At 69.4% G+C, this 20,277-nt stretch carries 16 protein-coding genes and 1 pseudogene; 7 read left to right on the forward strand and 10 right to left on the reverse strand.

Features of this window, described 5'->3' with window-relative positions:
* Positions 1-46 precede the first annotated feature (46 nt).
* Together ACPEH1_RS09380 and ACPEH1_RS09385 are read right to left on the reverse strand one after the other, a co-directional pair.
* A complete protein-coding gene (locus tag ACPEH1_RS09380) occupies positions 47-1,843 on the reverse strand; it encodes a M56 family metallopeptidase (RefSeq protein ID WP_423715693.1) in 1,797 nt (598 codons plus the stop codon).
* A 3-nt stretch (positions 1,844-1,846) separates the two neighbouring features.
* Complete coding sequence (locus tag ACPEH1_RS09385; protein WP_136005687.1) at positions 1,847-2,233, reverse strand: BlaI/MecI/CopY family transcriptional regulator; 387 nt, start codon at positions 2,231-2,233, stop codon at positions 1,847-1,849.
* A 166-nt stretch (positions 2,234-2,399) separates the two neighbouring features.
* Between ACPEH1_RS09385 and ACPEH1_RS09390 the strand changes: the two genes are divergently transcribed.
* Positions 2,400-3,551 carry a serine hydrolase domain-containing protein gene (locus ACPEH1_RS09390; protein WP_312711650.1) on the forward strand — a complete coding sequence of 384 codons (1,152 nt, stop codon included), beginning with the start codon at positions 2,400-2,402 and terminating at the stop codon, positions 3,549-3,551.
* On the opposite strand, the gene ACPEH1_RS09395 is transcribed toward ACPEH1_RS09390, so the two are convergent.
* A complete protein-coding gene (locus ACPEH1_RS09395) occupies positions 3,508-4,653 on the reverse strand; it encodes an SDR family oxidoreductase (protein ID WP_313274288.1) in 1,146 nt (381 codons plus the stop codon). The genes ACPEH1_RS09390 and ACPEH1_RS09395 overlap by 44 nt on opposite strands.
* A gap of 160 nt (positions 4,654-4,813) precedes the next feature.
* Here ACPEH1_RS09395 and ACPEH1_RS09400 point away from each other — a divergent pair, with 160 nt between their 5' ends.
* Positions 4,814-5,155, forward strand: a complete 342-nt coding sequence (locus ACPEH1_RS09400) for a hypothetical protein (RefSeq protein ID WP_423715694.1) — start codon at positions 4,814-4,816, stop codon at positions 5,153-5,155.
* A 10-nt stretch (positions 5,156-5,165) separates the two neighbouring features.
* Here the strand turns inward: ACPEH1_RS09400 and ACPEH1_RS09405 are convergent, their stop codons facing one another.
* Entirely contained in the window at positions 5,166-6,233 is a 1,068-nt protein-coding gene (locus tag ACPEH1_RS09405; RefSeq protein ID WP_313242763.1) for a DNA topoisomerase IB, read from the reverse strand.
* A gap of 133 nt (positions 6,234-6,366) precedes the next feature.
* On the opposite strand from ACPEH1_RS09405, the gene ACPEH1_RS09410 reads away from it, so the two are divergent.
* The 3 genes from ACPEH1_RS09410 to ACPEH1_RS09420 all read left to right on the forward strand — a co-directional run bounded on the left by ACPEH1_RS09410 (position 6,367) and on the right by ACPEH1_RS09420 (position 12,913).
* On the forward strand, positions 6,367-6,780 hold the full coding sequence (locus ACPEH1_RS09410) for an I78 family peptidase inhibitor (protein ID WP_017355653.1): 414 nt from the start codon (positions 6,367-6,369) through the stop codon (positions 6,778-6,780).
* 165 nt (positions 6,781-6,945) lie between these two features.
* Positions 6,946-11,400, forward strand: coding sequence for a glutamate synthase large subunit (gene gltB, locus ACPEH1_RS09415; protein WP_423715695.1), 4,455 nt, complete (start codon positions 6,946-6,948; stop codon positions 11,398-11,400).
* A 67-nt stretch (positions 11,401-11,467) separates the two neighbouring features.
* Positions 11,468-12,913, forward strand: a complete 1,446-nt coding sequence (locus tag ACPEH1_RS09420; protein WP_017355651.1) for an FAD-dependent oxidoreductase — start codon at positions 11,468-11,470, stop codon at positions 12,911-12,913.
* A gap of 12 nt (positions 12,914-12,925) precedes the next feature.
* Here the strand turns inward: ACPEH1_RS09420 and ACPEH1_RS09425 are convergent, their stop codons facing one another.
* Together ACPEH1_RS09425 and ACPEH1_RS09430 are read right to left on the reverse strand one after the other, a co-directional pair.
* Positions 12,926-13,207: a hypothetical protein gene (locus ACPEH1_RS09425; protein ID WP_037591049.1), complete on the reverse strand. Its 282-nt coding sequence runs from the start codon at positions 13,205-13,207 to the stop codon at positions 12,926-12,928.
* Positions 13,208-13,277: 70 nt separating this feature from the next.
* Complete coding sequence (locus ACPEH1_RS09430) at positions 13,278-15,437, reverse strand: PAS domain-containing hybrid sensor histidine kinase/response regulator (protein WP_017355649.1); 2,160 nt, start codon at positions 15,435-15,437, stop codon at positions 13,278-13,280.
* A gap of 327 nt (positions 15,438-15,764) precedes the next feature.
* Between ACPEH1_RS09430 and ACPEH1_RS09435 the strand changes: the two genes are divergently transcribed.
* Positions 15,765-16,637, forward strand: coding sequence for a methylglyoxal synthase (locus ACPEH1_RS09435; RefSeq protein ID WP_423715696.1), 873 nt, complete (start codon positions 15,765-15,767; stop codon positions 16,635-16,637).
* 10 nt (positions 16,638-16,647) lie between these two features.
* On the opposite strand, the gene ACPEH1_RS09440 is transcribed toward ACPEH1_RS09435, so the two are convergent.
* From ACPEH1_RS09440 to ttcA, 3 genes are all read right to left on the reverse strand, one after another.
* Complete coding sequence (locus ACPEH1_RS09440; RefSeq protein WP_017355647.1) at positions 16,648-17,424, reverse strand: M48 family metallopeptidase; 777 nt, start codon at positions 17,422-17,424, stop codon at positions 16,648-16,650.
* A 93-nt stretch (positions 17,425-17,517) separates the two neighbouring features.
* Positions 17,518-18,423 carry a recombination-associated protein RdgC gene (locus ACPEH1_RS09445; protein ID WP_017355646.1) on the reverse strand — a complete coding sequence of 302 codons (906 nt, stop codon included), beginning with the start codon at positions 18,421-18,423 and terminating at the stop codon, positions 17,518-17,520.
* A gap of 49 nt (positions 18,424-18,472) precedes the next feature.
* Positions 18,473-19,378 (reverse strand): tRNA 2-thiocytidine(32) synthetase TtcA, encoded by a 906-nt coding sequence (gene ttcA, locus ACPEH1_RS09450; RefSeq protein ID WP_192813862.1) that lies wholly within the window; start codon positions 19,376-19,378, stop codon positions 18,473-18,475.
* A 91-nt stretch (positions 19,379-19,469) separates the two neighbouring features.
* Here ttcA and ACPEH1_RS09455 point away from each other — a divergent pair, with 91 nt between their 5' ends.
* Positions 19,470-19,679 carry a YdcH family protein gene (locus ACPEH1_RS09455; RefSeq protein WP_017355303.1) on the forward strand — a complete coding sequence of 70 codons (210 nt, stop codon included), beginning with the start codon at positions 19,470-19,472 and terminating at the stop codon, positions 19,677-19,679.
* A gap of 53 nt (positions 19,680-19,732) precedes the next feature.
* On the opposite strand, the pseudogene ACPEH1_RS09460 reads toward ACPEH1_RS09455, so the two are convergent.
* Positions 19,733-20,277 (reverse strand): annotated as a pseudogene (locus ACPEH1_RS09460) (glycerol-3-phosphate 1-O-acyltransferase PlsB); the annotation flags it as partial.

Here is a 20,277-nt window from a genome sequence, read left to right on the forward strand (position 1 = left end):
CGTGCTGCCTGCGCGCGGCGCAGGCAGCACATGGAACACGCCGGCCTCAGTCGCGCAGGCGCTCGGCCTTGCCACTGGACAGGGCCTGATCGATCGCCGCCCGCACGTCGCGCGAGGCGCGGGCCGACGCCACGCTCTGCTGCCGGGCCAGACGCGCCTGCTCGCGGCCCATCTCGGCCTGCTCACGCGCGACCCGCGCGATCTGCTCGGTATCCACCGCCTTGCGTGCGGCGATGCGGGCCTGCCGCGCCGCCTGCGCCGCCTCGGACGCCGCCGACGCGCCGGACTGGCGAGCGGCCAGGTTGGCCACCGCGGCCACATCCACCGACGCCATCGCATCGGCGGTGACCTGCATCGATACGTCGGCCAGGTGCTGGCCCAGCTCGGACTGGAGAGTGCCCAATGCGGCCTGCGCACTGCCCAGTGCCGCGACGTCGGCCTGGCTGCGGGCCAGCTGCCGGAGCACGGCCGGATCGCGGATCAGATAACGCTCCTGGCCCCGTCGTACCCACAGGGCCGGCTCGTCGCCGTGGGCATCATGCTTGGCCTGCTTGAGATCGGCCAGCGAGGCGTCCACAAAGTTGCTGTCTCCGCCCATCAGCACGAAGGCCTGTGCGGGTTGCCGGGAGAGGTCGAGCTTGCCGTGGGTGACCAACGCCATGCCATCGCCCAGCGCCTTGGGCGGTTCCGGCGCGCGTGGTGCCGCGGGGGGAGCCGGTGCGATCGGCGCCGCCACCGGCTGCGGTGCCACCTGCGGAGCCGGTGCCGCGAGCGGCGCAGCGGCAGGCGGCGGCGGCGGCACGCGCGGCGCGGCCGGTGCCGGCGGTGCGGGCGGCGGCGGGGTCACCGCCGCCACCAGGCGCATCGGCGCAACGCCGACCAGCACCACCATCGCGGTGATCGCCAACGCGGCCACGCGCGGGAAGCGACGGGTCTGCTGCAGGGTCAGCAGCCGTCGCTTGAGGCTGCGGAAGTTCGGCGACGCGCTGGCCACGCCCACCGCCGGTCGCGGTGCCACGCCCAGCTGCACCAGCAGCCGACCATAGTCGTGGCGACAATGGCCCTGCCCGGCCACCACGGCACCGTCGCAGGCCTCTTCGCGGGCCACGGCATATTCGCGCGCGGCCAGGTGTACCAGCGGATGGAAGAAGAACAGGTGCTGCGCCAGGGCGGGCAGCAGCCCCCACCACAGGTCGCGGCGCTGCAGGTGCACCAGTTCATGGGTCAGCGCCATGTCCAGATCATCGGCGCTCATCGCCTGCAGTTCGCGTGCCGGCAGCAGCAGTACCGGACGCCACGGCCCGATCAGCTGCGGCGAGCGGATCTGCGCGGACACCTTCAGGGTCGGCGCGCGGCGCAGACCGTGTGCTTCAGCGGCCAGATGCAGCGCCTGCTGCAGGGTCGCGTCGGTGCAGTCGGCCGCACCACGCACCAGCGCGCGGCTGTGCCGGTAGCCACGCAGGCTGTGCACCAGCATCACCAGCACGCCGGCCACCCATGCGGCCAGCAGCAGCGCCGGCCACGACCACAACGCCTGCGGAGCCGCCATCGCCACCGCGCCGGTCATGTCGGGCGCGCTCGCCAGTGCGGTCTCCACGGCCGGCAGCGCAACCAGCTGCGTGGCGGGCGCTGCGGGCGCCGGCAGCACCGCCAGCTCCAGCGGGCTGCTCCAGACCAGGCCCAGCACCGCCTGCGCGGCCACCAGCCACCACAGCCGGCACCGCGTGGCGGTGGGCAGCGCCGGCAGCAGCCGGCACACGCCCCATACCAGGGCCACCAGCAGCACGCTCTGCAGGCTGGTCCAGCCCAGCCGCGTCAGCAGTTCGATCATCAGGGTGTCCATGTCTCAGCTCTCCCGCTTGCGTGACTGCAACTGCGCGACCAAGGCTTCCAGCTCGGCCAGTTCCTGGTCGCTCACCTCGGCCTTGTGCGACATGAAGGCCACGAACGGCGACACCGAGCCCTGCAACGTCTTTTCCACGAAGCTGGCCACCGCGCCCTGGACCACACTGTCCTGGCCACTGGTGGCGGCATAGCGATACACGCCCTGGACCTGCCTGCGCTGCAGGTAGGCCTTGCCGCGCAGACGCTCCATCATGGTCAGCACGGTCGAGCGGGCCAGGCCACGCTCCTCTCCGAACCCCGCCGCCACCTCACCCACGGTGGCACCGCCCTGTTCCGCTACGTACTGCAACAGGGCCAGCTCCTGGTCCCCGATGGTTTTGCCGCGCATGGCACACTCCGATGACTACACGTGTCGCCACGGTGCCAGTGACTACAGATGTCGTCAAGTGCCGGAGGACGTCCGCCGACGAACGGTTGTCGTCAAGGTCGCCTTAAACCCTCTGCACGCGACCGGCATCCAAGCCGTCGAGCCGCTGATGGCCAAAGGACACCACATGCCTGCCCGACGACACCGCTTCCTGCTCATCTTCGCCGCACTGATCCTGCCCGGCCTGCCGCCGTTGCACGCGGCCACCACCGCCACCGCGTGGGAGGAGGCCAACGCGCGGACCCGCCGGTTCGTGCAGGAGACCATGCAGGTCCAGCGCATTCCCGGCCTGCAGATCGCGGTGGTCAAAGATGGCCGTGTGGTGCTGTCCGAAGCCCTCGGCCTGGCCAATGTCGAGAATGGCGTGGCGACTACACCGACCACGCGGTTTCCGTTGAACTCGGCCACCAAATCCTTCACCGGCGTGGCGATGGCGCAACTGGCCGACGCCGGGCGTGTGGACCTGGAGGCACCGCTGTCGCGGTATCTGGACGATCTGCCCGACGGGTGGCGCAGCGTGCGCGTCCGCCAGCTGCTGGCACACACCTCTGGATTGCCCGATATCCTCGACGCGCGTGGCCTGCTGGGCGGCGGCTCGGAACAGGACGCCTGGAAGGCGGTGGCCGCGTTGCCGGTGGAGGCGCCGGCCGGCCAGCGCTTCATGTACAACCAGACCAACTACGTGCTGCTGGCGCGCATCATCGCCGGGCAATCCGGCATGCCGTACGCGCAGTACCTGCAGCAGGGCCAGTTCGCGGCCGCGGGCATGCCCCGCACCACGTTCGGCGACAGCTACGACCTGGTGGCCGGCGCGGCCACGATGTACAGCTACGCACCGCGCGGCACCGATCCACCGGATGCGGCGCCGCGCCTGTCGCACTGGTTCTACGACATGCCTCCGACCCTGTGGGCCGGGGGCGGCATCCTGACCACCGCCGATGACGTGGCGCAATGGATGGTGGCGTTGTCGCAGCATCGGCTGCTCCCCCGCCACAGCGTTGCGCGCATGTGGCGCGCCGAGCGCCTCAACGATGGCACCGACGGGAGTTGGGCCGCCGGCTGGCCGGTGCTGGGCACGGTGCCGGACCTGCAGGTCGGCGGCGTGGGCGGTGCCCGCGCCGCCTTCATCGTCTATCCCGAGCGGCAATTGGCGGTGATCGTGCTGACCAACCTGGTCGGCGCCAACCCGCAGCGCTTCATCCCGACCATCGCCGGCTTCTACGCGTCGCCGCAGGTCAGCCGCGCGGCCCGCCCATTACCGGCAGGATCACGCCGCTGATGTAGCTGGCAGTGACCGGCGAGGCCAGGAACACGTAGGCCGGCGACAGTTCTTCCGGCTGCGCCGGACGGCCCATGTCGCTGTTCCTGCCGAAATCGGCCACGTCCTGGGCCGCTTTGTCGGCCGGGTTCAACGGGGTCCACACCGGCCCCGGCGCCACCGCATTGACCCGGATTCCACGTGGCAGCAGCTGGCTGGCCAGCGCCTTGGTGAACGCGTGGATGGCGCCCTTGGTCGCCGAGTAGTCAACCAGCGCCTTGCTGCCGAACAGCCCGGTTTCCGAGCCGGTATTGATGATGCAGTCGCCTTCCTCCAGATGCGGCAGCACCGCGCGCGCCATCTGGATGTAGCCGGCGATGTTGGTCTGCAGGGTTTCCTGCAGATGCGCATCTTCCAGGTCTTCCAGGCGCTCGCAATGCAGCTGGAACGCCGCGTTGTTGACCAGAATGTCGATGCCCCCGAACGCCTTGACCACCTGCCTGACGGCCTTGGCGCAGAACGCGGGATCGCGGACGTCGCCGGCAATCACCACGCAGCGGCCGCCTTCGGCTTCCACGTGCTGGCGGGTGACCTTTGCGTCGGCCGCTTCATCCAGATGCAGTACGGCGACGTCGGCGCCTTCGCGCGCGAACAGCACCGCCACGGCGCGGCCGATACCGGAATCGGCGCCGGTGATGATCGCGCGCTTGCCCTGCAGCTTGCCGCTGCCACGGTAGTCCGGCGCCAGGAACCGCGGCGCCAGGTCCAGTTCGTGTTCGTTGCCCGGCTTGGCCAGGTGCTGGGCGGGCATTGCCTCGGGCTGCCTGCGGGTCCCGGCCTGGGTGGCGTTGCCGGCAGCCTTTTTTCTGCCGGTCTTCTTCGCTGGTGTGCCGGCCACCTGTTGCTTCGCCGCCTGCTTGGCCACACGCGCGTCCTTGGCCTTCTCCTGGTCCTGCAGGCGCCGCTGGCGTGCGGCGACGCGTGCCGCACGCGGGTCCTTGGCGGCCGCCTTGCGGGTGGCCGTCTTGACCACGGGCGTGCGCTCGGCCGCCGGCTTGGCGGTCTTGCCGGTGGTGGTCTTGCGCGGGGCGGAAGGGCGGGTTCGGGTCGTGCGGGTGGCCATCTGCGGCTCCTTTGCCAAAGCGTTCGAGTGCAGAGGCAGTGTGGCCAACCGCGCGGCCAGGCAGGGTGAGCGCGATGTGGTCGCACCGTGCATGCGTTCATCCGCTGCATACGTCGGCGAAGGCACGCTGCAGTCCGGCATCGCCCTTCCTGGAGTTCCCATGTATCGCACCCTCTTCGCGGTGGCCGCCGTGGCCACCCTTTCCGCCTGCAGCAGCGCGCCGATGGCGCAGGTGCAGCCCATCGACGGCGTGATCTCCGGCCAGTGCCACGTGGACATGGTGCGCGGCGCGGTGGGCCTGGCCGCATCGGCCGCCACAGTTGAACGCGCCCGCGTGGACAGCGACAGCCTGCAGGTCACAGTCATCCGCGGCCAGCGCACCGGGAGCGGCCCCACCGCCAGCGGCGCGGCCGATCCCACACCCGGTGCACAGCGCGGCGGCGACCGGCTGACCATCGAGACCGGCCGTACCAACAACATCACCGCGCTCTACTGCGGCTGAGCACGCGCCCTCAGCGTTTCGGCGGTCCTGCGCGGTCTCTTCGCCGCGCGGCCTTGAGGAACCGCAGCGTCGCCTGCTCCCACTGGCGGTCGCCGCGCAGCCCGGCCAGGCGGTTCAACTGGCCGGCGCGCCACCCGTCGAATACGCACGGATCGATATAGGCCTTGCGGCACACCGCCGGCGTGTTGCCCAGCAGCGCCGCCACCGCGCCCACCACTTGGTTCTGCAGCGCCGCCAACGCCCGTTCGCTGGACGGCTCCGGCAGCGCGGTGGCTGCCAGCTGGCGCAGCGCGGCCACGGTGCCGCCCCAGGTACGGAAGTCCTTGGCGCTGAAGTCCTCGCCCATCGCATCGTGCAGGTAGTCGTTGACCTGCCCCGAATCGACAGGCTGCACACTGCCGTCGTCGTCGCGGTACTGGAACAGTGCCTGCCCCGGCAGCTGCTGGCAGCGCCGGATCAGCTGCACCAGCCGGCGGTCGTCCACGTCCACTTCGTGGGCCTGGCCGGATTTGCCGCGAAAGCGCATCTGCGCCCGCCCGCCCCTGACCAGGGCCAGGTGGTGATTGCGCAGCGTGGTCAGGCCGTAGGAACGGTTGTCGCGGGCGTAGGCGGCATTGCCGATGCGCACCAGAGTATCGGCCAGCAGAGCGACCACGATCGCCAGCACCTTGTCGCGCGGAAATCCGGGCAGCGCCAGATCGCGGCGCAGGCGGCGGCGCAGCGCAGGCAGGGCCATGCCGAAGGCGATCACCCGGTCGAACTTGCCATCGCCGCGTACCCGCGACCAGTCGGCGTGGTACCGGTACTGCTTGCGTCCGCGTGCATCGCGCCCGGTGGCCTGCAAATGGCCATTGGCCTGCGCGCAGATCCACACCGCCGTATAGGCCGGCGGGATCGCCAGCGCGCGGATCCGGGCCAGTGTGGCGGCATCACGGACCGCCGCCCCGTCCGCATCGCGGTAGCTGAACCCTTTTCCCGCCCGGCGCCGGGCGATCCCCGGCTGGTCGTCGCTGACGTGGCGCAGACCCGCCTGGCGGGCGGCGGTTTTCTCAGGAGTGGCGGTGACTCGGGTCGGCATGGCAGGCCTCGTGGACGGGGCGGTCAGTGTCGCCGTTGGCGGTGCGGCAGCGCGTCAATAACGCAACCCCAACACCTGTCCCCCGTCCAGGCGATATGCTCCATCGTTTCCCGGTTGGATGTCTGGAGTGCCGATGTCGTCCTTGTCGTTCCGCCGCCTGCGGCGCTGTGTGGGTCCGAAGATTCTGTCGACTGCCCTGTTCCCCGCCGTCCTCGTGCTGAGCGCGTGCCAAGCGCCGCCGATGGACGAGCAGGAGGCGGTGGGCATGCATGCGCAGCAGGCTGCCGAAGCCGCCGCCGCACCCGCCGATGCCACCGGCAAGGCACTGGAAGCGCCGCCGGTCGGCAACTGCGACGCCACCCAGGTGCAGAGCCTGGTCGGCCAGCCGTTCACCGATGCGGTGGGCAGCCAGGCCCAGCAGGACGCCGGTGCCAAACAGCTGCGCGTGCTCAAGCCCAGCGACCTGAGCACGATGGAATTCATGGGCGAGCGTCTGAACATCGAACTGGACGAAAAAGGCGTGATCAGCGGCCTGCGCTGCGGCTGAACACGCGGCGTTGGAGGCTGGAAAAGCAGGGGTTTGGTTGCGCCTGCAACCGTGTATTGCGGCGTTGCAACAACTATGCTCTAGTCGAGTCATCCGGTGCCTTCGCTTGCGCTCAACGGATTGAGCGGGGACGACTGTCGCCGCTCACCCGACTTCGAGGCAGAGATGGCCCCCCGCAACCGCCAAGGGCTTTACGACCCGCAAGATGAGCGCGATGCCTGTGGTTTCGGCATGGTTGCCCAGCTCGACGACCAGCCGTCACGGCTGCTGGTCGACACCGCCATTGCCGCACTCTCGCGCATGACCCATCGCGGCGGTGTCGCCGCCGACGGTATCACCGGCGACGGCTGCGGCCTGTTGCTGCGCCGCCCGGACACCTTCCTCAACGCGCTCGCCGCCGAGGCGGGGCTCAGCCTCGGCCCACGCTTCGCCGCCGGCGTGGTGTTCCTGCCGCACGACGAAGCCGCCGCACAGACCTGCCGCGGGATATTGGAAGAACAGTTGCGCGCGGCCGGATGCACCCCGGTCGGCTGGCGTGTGGTGCCCACCGATGCCAGCGTCTGCGGCCAGCTGGCGCGCGACACGCTGCCGCGCATCGAACAGATGTTCGTCGATGCCGGTACCGGACAGGACGAGGCCGCCTTCACCCTGGCGCTGTTCCTGGCCCGCCGCCGCAGCGAACAGCAGCTGCGCGACCACGCCGACTACTACGTCACCACGCTCAGCCCGAACGCGATCAGCTACAAGGGCATGGTGCTGCCGGACAAGCTCAGCCGCTTCTACTCGGACCTGCAGCGCAACGACCTGGCCTCCAGCGCGGTCGTGTTCCACCAGCGCTTCTCCACCAACACGCTGCCGCGCTGGCCGCTGGCGCACCCGTTCCGGATGCTCGCCCACAACGGCGAGATCAATACCATTGAAGGCAACCGGCGCTGGGCGCAGGCGCGCAGCAAGGTGTGGAAGACCCCGCGCTTCGACATCGGCCAGTTCGACCCGGTGATCTCCATGCGTGGGTCGGACTCGCAGAGCCTGGACAACATGCTGGAGCTGATGGTCAGCGCCGGCATGGAACTGATCCAGGCGCTGCGCATCCTGGTGCCGCCGGCGACCCAGTCGCTGGAGTTCAAGGACCCCGACCTGGCCGCGTTCTACGAGTTCTATGGCCTCAACAGCGAGCCGTGGGACGGCCCGGCCGGCATCGTGGCCTGCGACGGCCGCTATGCGGCGTGCACGCTGGACCGCAACGGCCTGCGTCCGGCCCGCTGGATGCTCACCTCCGACCGCCACTTCCTGGTGGCGTCCGAAGCGGGCGTGTGGGAAGTGCCGGCCGAACGCGTGGTGCGCAAGGGCAAGCTTGGCCCGGGCGAGATGATGGCCATCGACCTCAAGCGCGGTGACCTGCTCGATTCGGACGCCATCGACCGCATCAACCGTGGCCGCGCGCCGTACAAGCAGTGGCTGCAGCAGGGCGTGACCTACCTGCAGACCGAGTTGATCGATCCGTCGCTGGTCGAGGAGCCGTTCGACGAGCGCACGCTGCGCAGCTACCACAAACTGTTCCAGCTCAGCACCGAAGAGGTCGAGCAGATCCTGCGGCCACTGGCCGAAACCGAGCAGGAAGCCACCGGCTCGATGGGCGATGACACCCCGATGGCGGTGCTCAGCCAGCACAGCCGTCCGCTCTACGACTATTTCCGCCAGGCGTTCGCGCAGGTCACCAACCCGCCGATCGACCCGCTGCGCGAAGACTGCGTCATGTCGCTGTCCACCCAGCTCGGCAAGGAGACCAACATCTTCCATGCCGGCGCGGAGACGGTGAACCACGTCATCCTCAACTCGCCGGTGCTCAGCCAGCGCAAGCTGCGCCAGCTGATGAAGATGGAGCAGTACGTCGAGAAGAACCGCCTGATCGATCTCTCCTACAGCCTGGACGAAGGCCTGAAGGCCGGCATCGAGCGCATCTGCGCCGAGGCCGAAGCCGCCGCGCGCGATGGCATCGTGATGCTGCTGCTGAGCGACCGCTACCCGGTGGCCGACCGGCCGATGGTGCATGCCCTGCTGGCGACGAGTGCGGTGCACCACCACCTGTCCAATGCCGGGCTGCGCTGCGACGTCAACCTGATCCTGGAAACCGGCACCGCACGCGATGCGCACCACATGGCCTGCCTGCTCGGGTTCGGCGCCACCGCGGTGTACCCGTACCTGGCCTACCAGACCCTGTTCGATCTGGGCCGGCGTGGCATCCTGCAGCTCAGCAAGGGCGGCGAGCAGTCGCAGATCGGCCGCCGCTACCGCAAGGGCATCTACAAGGGCCTGTCCAAGATCATCTCGAAGATGGGCATCTGTACGGTGGCCAGCTACCGCGGCGCGCAGTTGTTCGAGATCGTCGGCCTCGACGACGACGTGGTTGACCTGTGCTTCCCGGATACCGCTTCGCGCGTGGCCGGCGTCGGCTTCGACCGCCTGGACCAGGAAGCGCGCGAACTCACCGTGCGCGCGTGGAACGACCTGCTGCGCCCGGACGTGGGCGGCGTGCTCAAGTACGTGCACGGCGGCGAGTACCACATGTACAACCCCGACGTGGTCATGACCCTGCAGCGCGCGGCGCGCAGCGGCGACGCCGCCGACTGGCAACGCTACTGCGAGGCCGTGCACGGCCGCCCGGTCTCCGCGCTGCGCGACCTGCTGCAGCTCAAGGCCGCGCCCACCCCGACGCCGCTGGAGGAAGTGGCTCCGGCCGAAGACCTGTTCCGCCGCTTCGATACCGCCGCCATCAGCCTGGGCGCGCTGTCGCCGGAGGCGCATGAAGCATTGGCGATCGCCATGAACCGGCTCGGCGGTCGCAGCAATTCCGGCGAAGGCGGCGAAGACCCGGTGCGCTACGGCACCGACAAGCGCAGCAAGATCAAGCAGGTCGCGTCGGGCCGCTTCGGCGTCACCGCCGAATACCTGGTCAATGCCGAAGTGCTGCAGATCAAGGTCGCCCAGGGCGCCAAGCCCGGCGAAGGCGGCCAGCTGCCCGGTCACAAGGTCAACGAGCTGATCGCGCGGCTGCGTTACGCCAGGCCGGGCATCGGGCTGATCTCGCCGCCGCCGCACCACGACATCTATTCCATCGAAGACCTGGCCCAGCTGATCTACGACCTCAAGCAGGTCAACCCGCAGGCGCTGGTCTCGGTGAAGCTGGTCAGCCACGCCGGCGTCGGCACGATCGCCGCCGGCGTGGTCAAGGCCGGCGCCGACCTGATCACCGTGTCCGGCCATGACGGCGGCACGGGGGCCAGCCCGGTCAGCTCGATCCGCTACGCCGGTGTGCCGTGGGAACTGGGCGTGGCCGAATCGCACCAGGCGCTGGTCGCCAACGACCTGCGCGGGCGCACTCTGCTGCAGACCGACGGTGGGCTGAAGACGGGCCTGGACGTGATCAAGGCCGCGCTGCTTGGCGCGGACAGCTTCGGCTTCGGCACCGCGCCGATGATCGTGCTGGGCTGCAAATACCTGCGCATCTGCCACCTCAACAACTGCGCCACCGGCGTGGCGACCCAGGACGAACGCCTGCGCGCGCAGTACTTCACCGGCCTGCCCGAGCGCGTGGAGAACTTCTTCCGGCTGCTGGCCGAGGAAGTGCGCGGCTGGCTGTCCTACCTGGGCGTGCGCTCGCTGGATGAGATCGTGGGCCGCACCGACCTGCTGCAGCAACTGGCGGTCGCGCCGCGCCCGGGCGTCAAGGTCGACCTGTCGCGCCTGCTCAACCCGGCGCAGTACGCCGGCAGCCATTGCGCCGCCCAGCGCCTGTACGAGTCACCGGACAGCCTGGCCACGCAGATGGATGGGCTGCTGGCGCCTGCGATCGCCGGCAAGCTCGGTGGCGAGCACCGCTTCCTGATCCACAACACGGACCGTTCGATCGGCACCCGCCTGTCGGGCGCGATCGCCCGCGCGCACGGCAACCAGGGCATGAGCGATGCGCCGCTGACGCTGCGCTTCCGCGGCACCGCCGGGCAGAGCTTCGGCGCGTTCAACGTGGGCGGCCTGCAGCTGGAAGTGGAAGGCGAAGCCAACGATTACGTCGGCAAGGGCATGGCCGGCGGCCGGCTGGTGGTGCGCCCGCCGCGTGGCGCACGCTTCGAGGCACGCAACACCGCCATCATCGGCAACACCTGCCTGTACGGCGCCACCGGCGGCGAACTGTTCGCGGCCGGTCGCGCCGGCGAACGCTTCGGCGTGCGCAATTCCGGTGCGCTGGCGGTGATCGAAGGCGCCGGCGACCACTGCTGCGAGTACATGACCGACGGCATCGTGCTGGTGCTGGGCAAGGTCGGGCTCAACTTCGGTGCCGGTTTCACCGGCGGCCTGGCCTACGTGCTGGATATCGACCGCGACTTCGTGGACCGCTACAACCACGAGCTGATCGACATCCACCGCATCTCCGCCGAGGGCTTCGAGAACCATCGCCAGCACCTGCATACGCTGATCAGCCGCCACCGCGAGCTTACCGGCAGCATCTGGGCGCAGCAGATCCTCGACGAATTCCGCGATTACGTCGGCAAGTTCTGGCTGGTCAAACCCAAGGCGGCCAGCATCGAATCGCTGACCGACTCGCTGCGCCGCGCCGCGTGATGCGTCGCGTGGTGCCCCGTAGTGCCGGGCTCTGCCCGGCAATCTCGACCAAACATCCGAGCACGCCATGAGCCGCAAGCACGCCTTCCAGTTCCTCGACCTGCCCCGGACCATGCCGCAGCGCATTCCGGTGGAACTGCGCACCTCCGGCGACTGGGGTGAGCTGTACGGCAAATTTGGCAAAGAAGACGCCCAGTTCCAGGCCGGCCGCTGTCTGGACTGCGGCAACCCGTACTGCAGCTGGAAGTGTCCGGTCCACAACGCCATCCCGCAGTGGCTGCAGCTGGTGCAGGAAAACCGCATCCATGAAGCGGCCACGCTGTGCCATTCCACCAACCCGCTGCCGGAAGTGTGCGGCCGGGTGTGTCCGCAGGACCGCCTGTGCGAAGGCAGCTGCACGCTGGAGGAGTTCGGCGCGGTGACCATCGGCGCGGTGGAGAAGTACATCGTCGACACGGCCCTGGCCACCGGCTGGCGCCCGGACCTGAGCGCGGTGGAGGCCACCGGCAGGCGCGTGGCGGTGATCGGTGCCGGCCCGGCCGGCCTGGCCTGTGCCGACAAGCTGGCCCATGCCGGCGTGCAGGCCGTGGTGTACGACCGCTATGAGCAGATCGGCGGGCTGCTGCAGTTCGGCATCCCCAGTTTCAAGCTGGACAAGGCGGTGATCAGCCGCCGCCGCAACGTACTGGAAGGCATGGGCGTGCAGTTCCGGCTGGGCGTGGAGATCGGCCGCGACATCAGTGTGGACCAGCTGCTGGCTGAGTATGACGCGGTGTTCATCGGCACCGGTGCCTACCGCTACACCGATGGTGGCCTGCTCGGGCAGGACCTCAAGGGCGTGCTGCCGGCGCTGCCGTTCCTGGTACAGAACAGCCGCATTGTCGGTGGCAGCGACGCGCATGGCCGGCCCATTGCCGGCTGGGAGGACCAGATCGCCCTGCCGGACCTGGAGGGCAAGCGGGTGGTGGTGCTCGGCGGTGGCGACACCGGCATGGACTGCGTCCGCAGCGCGGTGCGCCTGGGCGCGGCCAAGGTGACCTGTGCCTACCGTCGCGACGAGGCCAACATGCCCGGCTCGGCGCGCGAAGTCGCCAACGCGCGCGAGGAAGGCGTGCGCTTCCTGTTCAACCGCCAGCCGTTGTCGATCGAAGCCGGTGCCGACGACGAGGTGATCGGGGTGATGGTGGTGGAAACCCAGCTCGGCGAGCCCGACGCGCAGGGCCGCCGCAACGCGGTGCCGATCGACGGCAGCGAATCCCTGCTGGAAGCGGACGTGGTGATCATCGCCTTCGGCTTCTCGCCCAGCACGCCGGCCTGGCTGGCCGCGCACGGGGTGGAAGCGGGCCAGAACGGCCGCATCGTGGCCGGTGGTGCCGGCCGGTTGCCGTTCCAGACCGCCCACCCGCGCCTGTTCGCCGGTGGCGATGCGGTGCGCGGTGCCGATCTGGTGGTGACCGCCGTGGCCGAGGGCCGCGACGCGGCCGCCAGCATCGTCCAGCTCGTTACCGCCTGACGCGTCGTGGGATCAGGCGGCGCGGGCGGCCTGCGGGTCGATGCCCGCGCGTTCGATCTCCAGCGCCATCAGCAGCTGGATGTTGTCCAGCTGGGCGCGGATACGCGCATTGCTGACCGCGTCGTCGTGGCTGCCCCCCATGTGCGCCTCCAGCATGCGGGCCAATCCGGCCAGCAGCAGCTCCGCGTCGGACGCGGGCGCCTGCCGCAGCACGCCCGCCAGGGTGCGCAGGCGGGTGGTGCGGTCACCCATTGCGCGCGGCACCGGGATGGCAGCGGAAGGGATCGGGGTCATGGCAGGTACTCCAGGGCGGGGGATCACCGCGCCACTGTCGGTCAGGGCCGAATCCGACACCATGCAACTATTACGAAAACTCCACCCCCCGCAGCCCGGCCAGGTAGCGCTCCACCCCGGCGCTGAACCGGTCCAGCCCGGCGCGGCTGTCCACCAGCGGAGCCTCTTCCAGCGCCCGCATCAGCCCGCGCGCCTGCTTGCCCAGCCGGCGGGCGCCGACCACACCCAGCCCCCCTGCCATGCGATGCAGGCACGCGTTGACGGCCTGGGCGTCGCCGCCGGCCGTGGCCCGGATCAACCCGGACAGGTCGGCTTGGGTGGTGGTCTGCATCAGCGTCAGCACCTCACGCGCGGTAGCGACCGACCCCAGTTGCCGTCCCAGCGCCTGCACGCACGGCACCGGGTCGACCGCGGCGGCCATGTCCCCGGTCGTCGTCAACAACGCCGCCAGGTGTTCGCGCAGGGCCTCCAGGGTGATCGGCTTGGTCAGCATCCGGTCCATGCCGGCCTGCTGGCACCGCTGCTGCGTCTGCGCCTGTACGCTGGCGGTGAGGCCCACGATCGGCACCGGCACCGCGCCGGACGCACGCTCGGTGCGCCGGATCGCACTGGCCAGCGCATATCCGTCCATCACCGGCATCTGGCAATCGGTGATCACCAGGTCGAATGCGCGGCCCTGCATCAGGCGCAGCGCTTCTTCGCCCTGCGCGGCCATCGTGTGGCCCAGGCCCAGCTGACGCAGCCGCCAGGCCATCAGCGCCTGGTGGATGGGATCGTCCTCGGCCACCAGCACCTGCAGGCCGGGCGCGAACACCGGCTGCGCCGCGTCGGCGTCGCGGGCGGATACAGCGCCTGGAGCGATCGCGATCGGCAGCGTGAGTTCCAGTTCCATCCGCGTGCCCTGCCCGGGTGAGCTGTGCATGCGCAGATCGCCGTCCATCAGCCCGGCCAGCCCACGGCAGATGCTCAGTCCCAGCCCGCTGCCGCCATAGCGGCGCCCGATCGAGGCCTCGGCCTGGGTGAACGGACTGAACAGCACCGCCTGCTGGTCGGCCGATACGCCGATGCCCGTATCGATCACCGCCAGGCACAGGCGCTGCCGGTCCCCCTCATCCGCGCGCACGTCCAGTTCGATCCGCACTCCCCCGTGCGCGGTGAACTTAAGCGCATTGCTCAGCAGGTTGAACAGGATCTGGCGCAGGCGCACGCCGTCGCCGCAATGGCCGGCCGCCACCCGCGGGTCGATCCGGGAGCGCAGCCACAGCCCCTTGTTGGCCGCCATCGGCGACAGCAGGCGCTGCACATTGCCGATGATGCCGGGCAGCGTGATCGGCGTGGCTTCCAGTGGCAGGGCACCGGCGTCGATGCGCGAGTAGTCCAGCACGTCGTCGAGGATCTGCCGCAGCAGGCTGGCGGCGTCGTGCACGGTGGCCAGCAGCGCGCATTGTTCCTCGTCCAATCCGGTGTCTTCAAGCACCTCGAGCATGCCCAGCATGCCGCTCATCGGGGTGCGTATCTCGTGGCTCATGGTGGCCAGGAAGTTCGCTTTGGCCGCGGCGGCGGCCTCGGCGTCGCGGCGCGCGGCGGCCAGCGCGGTGGCCTGCTCGTGCGAGGCGGTGACATCGATCCAGTAACCGCTCCATTTGACGCTGTCGTCGTCGGCGGCCATCGGCTGGCCGCGCGACCGCACCCAGCGCCAGCCCTGCGGCCCGCAGGCCCGGAATTCGACATCGATCACCGTCAGATGCGTGGCAGACACCTCCACGCTGCGCCGCAGATGCGCCTGGTCGTCCGGGTGGACCGTGGCGAACAGGCGCGACTCGTCGGCCATCGCCACCTCGGCCGACAGCCCGAACAGCGAGTACATGTCCCCGGTGATGTAGGGAAACGACAGCACACCGTCGCGCCCGCGATGGGCCTGGTACACCACCGCCGGCAGCGTGGCGCACACTTCCTGCAGGCGCCGCTCGGCGCGGTGGCGTTCGCCGGCCTCGCGGTGCAGCCGCCAGTAGCCATAGGCGTGCATCAACAGCAGGACCAGCACCATCAGCAGCAGCGGAATGGCCCAGCGCAGCAGGGAGCCGGACGCGGCGATCGGATCCACCGTCACCTGTGCACCGGCCACCAGCCCGCCGGGCAGCGGCAGCCAGGCCACCTGCCCGCGCAGCGCCCGCTGACCGTCCCCCGGCGCGGACGCCGCCTGTCCAGGCCGTTGTTCCGTGGTGATCATTGGTTCTGCCCCCCCTGCATCATGGTCGCCAACGGCAATGCGGCCCGGGCAGCGTCGAATGGCGGGCCGTCCTGCAAGGTGCGCCCACCCTCACCGCCACCGGAACATCGCCCCGCGCGGCCTGTCGACGTCATTGACGACAGGCGCTGCGCTGCACCCGACTCACCCTAGCGATTGCACCCGCTGCAGCAATGAAACTTGTTGCAAACCCCTGTGTGCGTGACGCCACGCACGTGATGCGCTGCGGCGCCGTCGCATTCAAGCGGGCGCACCCCTGACATGCGATCGCATTACACTGCGGCCTCCTCCTTCTGCTGGATGCCCATCATGCGCATCGGCCTGGCCGCCAACCGCCTGCACCATCACGACAAGCACGCCGCGCTGTTCCGCTGGCTGCGCGCCAGCGACCGCAGCCTGCGCGAACTGGGGGTGGAACTGCATGCGGTCGGGCGTACCTACGATGCGATCCAGCGACTGGGATTCCTGCAGGATTTCGCGCCGCTGCGGCGTTATCCAAACGGGCGCGAGGGCGGTCTGATGAAACTGGTGGCCGAAGTGGTCGGGATGGGGACACCGGAACGCACGCTGGACGGGGCGATCTACCTGATGGACCCGGTCGATCCCTCCTCGATCTTTCCCGAAGCCACCGCGCTCAAACGCCAGTGTGTGATCCACGGCAAGCCTTTCATCTCCACCGTGGCCACCGCACGTGACTGGATCGAGATCGAGCGCGTGCATGCCGGGCTCGCCGCGGACCGGGGCGCCGATGATCTGCACGCCTTCGAACACCAGACCCTGGCGCTGATCGCGCACGACGCGATGAAGCCGGCCATGCTGGCCTTCGCCGCTGAGCATTTCGACGTGCTCTCGCGGTTCCGTACCCGGATCGGCACCGGCACCACCGGCCAGCGCCTCAACGCGCTGGCCTGGAGCCGCGGCTGGCCGCAGGACCAGGCGTGGGTGGAGCGCTACCAGAGCGGCCCGATGGGCGGCGACGCGCAGATTGCCGACCGCGTGCTGGAAGGCCACTGCCAGCGGGCGATCTTCTTCGAGGACCCGCACGTCGCACGCCAGCACGAAGCCGACATCCAGCTGCTTGAGCGCGCGGTAACCACGGTGACCGACCAGGCCGTGTGCATCACCGCACCGCGCGTGGCCGAACGCTGGGCGCAGGCGGCGGCGTTGCGCGCCCGCGCGTGAACGGCCGGCATTACAGCAATTGACGGAGCATTGCCTTGAGCCGGCGGCCTTCGCGCTGGAAGTAGTCGCGCTCGTCCTGCCAGGCCGGGAACCGCTTTTCCACCTCTGCCCAGAACGCCGGTGAATGGTTGGGCTGGATCAGGTGGCACAGCTCGTGGACCAGCACGTATTCGAACGCCGAGGGACGCCCCAGTACCAGCGCCAGGTCCAGCGCCATGCTGCCGTCCGGTGCCAGCGAACCCCATTGCGACGACATCACCTTGAGCCGCAACCGTGCCGGCGCGCGCGGCAGACCGGGCAGGTATCGGGGCAGCCACTGGCCCACGTCGGCACGGGTCTGGGCTTCGTAGAACTCGCGCAGGCTGCGTCGCAGGGTGGCCTCGTTGCCGCGCGCGGGCCAATGCATCACCAGGCCCGCCGCGTCGCGCTCGAGATGGGCGAAGCGGCCGCTCGCCCAGCGCAGCGCGACCAGTTCGCCACGCAGAGGCAGCTGGCCGGGCTCACCGATCACCAGCGGGGGCGGCAGGTTGTGCGCCTGGTAGCTGCGCAGCTGCGTGGACAGCCAGTCGCGGTGCTGCTCCAGGAAGCGCTCGCCCATCACCAGGCTGGCGCGCGGCGGCAGGGTCAGGCGTACGCCGCGCTCGTCCACGCTGAGTTTGATGCGACGCGCCCGCGGATCGCGCACGCGCAGTACATCGATCTCCGCATCTTCCAGGCGCAGTCGTACCGTGTCGCGCTGCAGGGTGGGGGCAGCCGGCGAGATCAGGCGGCGGAGGAGTCCGGACATGGCAACAGCATAGCGCTGCCCGCGCGCCGCAGATGACTGCGGGGTAGCGGGGGCGGAGCGGGGACGCTGCCCCGCTCCGGTCCGCACCTGGCGTCAATCCGCCTTGCTGAGCTTGAACGCCTCTTCCAGCAGCAGGAACAGGCGACGGACTTCGCCGCTCTGCAGGGCAAACCGCGCGTCCAGTTCGGCACGGCGGCCGTCGTCGTCGGCGTGCTCGAGCTGGTCCAGCGCACCGTCCAGGAACTTCAGCTTGCGCACGATCAGGTCATCGCCCAGCACGAAGGACAGATTGTCCTCGAACACCAGGGCCAGCTTGGTGACCTGCTTGCCGGCGTCCAGGTGCTTGTCGATCTCGTCGCAGCGCAGTTCCTGGTGCTGGCACTTGACCACGGCGCCGCCCTCGGCCGGGTCCTTCATCTCGCATTCTTCGCCCAGGCTCAGGCCGGTCGGCAGCGCCTCGCCGGCGATCCAGCCGGTCAGGATCGAGCGTGGCGCCACTTCGGCGTTCAGCGGCATCGCCGGGAAGCTGCCGAGCAGGCCGCGGATGTCGGACATCACGTTCTCGCCGGTCTTGCGGCTGGAACTGTCCACGGCCACATAGCCGTGCGCCAGGTCGATCAGCGCATCGGTACGCGAGCTCTTGATGAAGGCGCGCGGCATCAGTTCATGCAGCAGGTCGTCCTTCATGCGCTTGCGCTCGCGGCCACCGGGCTTGCGGCCTTCCTTCTCCTCGATTTCCTCGAGCTTGCGCGCCAGCAGATCGTTGACCACCGCGCCAGGCAGGATCTTGTCTTCACCGCCCACGGTCAGCCACAGGGCATCGCCGATGCGATGGGAGAACACGGCCTTTTCTTCGCGGCCGAATGGCGAGATGAAACCGCGCGAGGTCATTTCAAGCGGACCCACCGGCTTGAGCAGGGCCTGCGGCAGCAGGGTGTCGACCTCGGAGAAATCGGTGGTGGTCGGGAAGCGGAACAGCGTCAGGTTGCGAAAGAACATGGAAGTCCGGAATGAGAGCGTGGAAGGAACGCAAGGCGCGGTGCACCGGCTAGGCCGGCGGCGGTACCTCGCCGGCGTCATCGGGGGTGGGCCACCCGCCCGGGGCGGCCCGCGGGGCGTCCTGCGTGCGCCCCAGCGACAGGAAATCGAACAGGGCCGGATCAGCCAGCTGCGACGGATGGATGTTGCCCAGCGCGCGCGCGATCTGGTCGATCCGGCCCGGGTGCGCCTGCTCCCAGCCCTGCAGCATCTGCGCGACCTGGCGGCGTTGCAGGGTGTCCTGGCTGCCGCACAGCGTGCACGGGATGATCGGGAACGCGCGTGCCTGCGCGTAGCGGGCAATGTCCTGTTCGCTGACGTAGGCCAGCGGACGGATCACCACATGCGCGCCATCGTCGCTGCGCAGTTTGGGCGGCATCGCCGACAGCTTGGCGTGGTGGAACAGGTTCAGGAAAAACGTGGCCACGCTGTCGTCGCGATGGTGGCCCAGGGCAATCTTGGTGAAGCCATGCTCGGCCGCATGGCGGTACAGGGCACCGCGCCGCAGCCGCGAACACAGCGAGCACATCGTGCGCCCTTCCGGGATGACCCGGGTCACCACCGAGTAGGTGTCCTGCTCGATGATCTGGAACGGCACGCCGATCGAGCGCAGGTAGCCGGGCAGCACGTCGGTGGGAAAACCGGGCTGCTTCTGGTCCAGGTTGACGGCCACCAGCTCGAAATCCACCGGCGCCTTTTTCTGCAGCTGCAGCAGCAGGTCCAGCAGGGTGTAGCTGTCCTTCCCGCCGGACAGGCAGACCATCACCCGGTCGCCGGCCTCGATCATGCCGAAGTCGCCGATGGCCTGGCCGACCTGGCGGCGCAGCCGCCGCGCCAGCCTGTCCTGGTCCGCCTCGGCCGCACGCGGATCGCGGGCGCGCAGGACGGGATCGGGCAAGGGCAGGACGGCGCTCATGACGGTCATTCTACCGGCTCGCCGCCTCCCCCATCGCCACCGGGAGGTGACTGCGTTCACTCCCGGGCATCATCATGGATGTGTATGCTCAATGGCCGTGGATACCCTGACGCCCACCGAGATCAGTACCCGTCTTGCCATGCTCCGGCAGGAGCACCGTGCGCTCGACGAACAGATCCTGCACATGGCCGCCAATGGCGAAGACGAGCTGGACGCCAAGCGCCTGAAGCGGCGCAAGCTGCAGCTCAAGGACTGCATCGCCAGACTGGAAAACATGCTGATTCCCGACGAACCGGCATAACACCCGCACCCGGCGAGCCGACCGTTGGTCGGCTGCTCTTCCTGCCGGCTGCCTCAGTCCTGTGCCACCGGCTCATCCGGCTTGGCCGCCTCCGGGCTGACCCGCTCGATGGTGTGGCGCAGCTCGCGGCCGAGGATGAACTTGGCGTCTTTGGCCCAGGCATCCAGGCGGTCGTCGAACAGCAGCTTGCTGTTCTCGTCCGGCCATACCAGCCGCAGCTCGCGCAGCTTCTGGATGAAGCCGCGGAACAGCGTGCGGTCGAAGAACTCCGGCGCGGCCGGCGCATACAGCAGGCTCAGGCGCTGCGCGGCCTGCTGGCACAGGCTTTCCAGCTCGGCCGCGCCGAGCGTGCCCGGGCCATTCTTCACCAGCACCGAGATGGCGATGTAATAGCGCTCGAACGCCTGCTGCAGCGAGTGGCCGATGGCACGCAGACGGAAGACTTCGTCGGTCTGTCCGGTGTTGCGCGCCAGGATGCCGCCGTCGTCGTCATTGACGTTCTGCAGCAGGCCCTCGCGCACGAACACGTTGATGGTCTGCTCGATGCGCTGGGCGAACTCGTCCTCGCTCCACGGCAGGAACAGCTCGGCCTGCAGGA

Origin of the sequence: Stenotrophomonas sp. NPDC077421, assembly GCF_049545505.1 — a bacterium.
GTDB classification, from domain to species: domain Bacteria; phylum Pseudomonadota; class Gammaproteobacteria; order Xanthomonadales; family Xanthomonadaceae; genus Stenotrophomonas; species Stenotrophomonas nematodicola.

Excerpts from the sequence above, each read along its gene's own strand:
- ACPEH1_RS09380 (WP_423715693.1), bottom strand. The coding sequence starts at position 1,843 with ATGGACACCCTGATGATCGAACTGCTGACGCGGCTGGGCTGGACCAGC.
- ACPEH1_RS09385 (WP_136005687.1), bottom strand. The coding sequence starts at position 2,233 with ATGCGCGGCAAAACCATCGGGGACCAGGAGCTGGCCCTGTTGCAGTAC.
- ACPEH1_RS09390 (WP_312711650.1), top strand. The coding sequence starts at position 2,400 with ATGCCTGCCCGACGACACCGCTTCCTGCTCATCTTCGCCGCACTGATC.
- ACPEH1_RS09395 (WP_313274288.1), bottom strand. The coding sequence starts at position 4,653 with ATGGCCACCCGCACGACCCGAACCCGCCCTTCCGCCCCGCGCAAGACC.
- ACPEH1_RS09400 (WP_423715694.1), top strand. The coding sequence starts at position 4,814 with ATGTATCGCACCCTCTTCGCGGTGGCCGCCGTGGCCACCCTTTCCGCC.
- ACPEH1_RS09405 (WP_313242763.1), bottom strand. The coding sequence starts at position 6,233 with ATGCCGACCCGAGTCACCGCCACTCCTGAGAAAACCGCCGCCCGCCAG.
- ACPEH1_RS09410 (WP_017355653.1), top strand. The coding sequence starts at position 6,367 with ATGTCGTCCTTGTCGTTCCGCCGCCTGCGGCGCTGTGTGGGTCCGAAG.
- gltB (WP_423715695.1), top strand. The coding sequence starts at position 6,946 with ATGGCCCCCCGCAACCGCCAAGGGCTTTACGACCCGCAAGATGAGCGC.
- ACPEH1_RS09420 (WP_017355651.1), top strand. The coding sequence starts at position 11,468 with ATGAGCCGCAAGCACGCCTTCCAGTTCCTCGACCTGCCCCGGACCATG.
- ACPEH1_RS09425 (WP_037591049.1), bottom strand. The coding sequence starts at position 13,207 with ATGACCCCGATCCCTTCCGCTGCCATCCCGGTGCCGCGCGCAATGGGT.
- ACPEH1_RS09430 (WP_017355649.1), bottom strand. The coding sequence starts at position 15,437 with ATGATCACCACGGAACAACGGCCTGGACAGGCGGCGTCCGCGCCGGGG.
- ACPEH1_RS09435 (WP_423715696.1), top strand. The coding sequence starts at position 15,765 with ATGCGCATCGGCCTGGCCGCCAACCGCCTGCACCATCACGACAAGCAC.
- ACPEH1_RS09440 (WP_017355647.1), bottom strand. The coding sequence starts at position 17,424 with ATGTCCGGACTCCTCCGCCGCCTGATCTCGCCGGCTGCCCCCACCCTG.
- ACPEH1_RS09445 (WP_017355646.1), bottom strand. The coding sequence starts at position 18,423 with ATGTTCTTTCGCAACCTGACGCTGTTCCGCTTCCCGACCACCACCGAT.
- ttcA (WP_192813862.1), bottom strand. The coding sequence starts at position 19,378 with ATGAGCGCCGTCCTGCCCTTGCCCGATCCCGTCCTGCGCGCCCGCGAT.
- ACPEH1_RS09455 (WP_017355303.1), top strand. The coding sequence starts at position 19,470 with ATGGCCGTGGATACCCTGACGCCCACCGAGATCAGTACCCGTCTTGCC.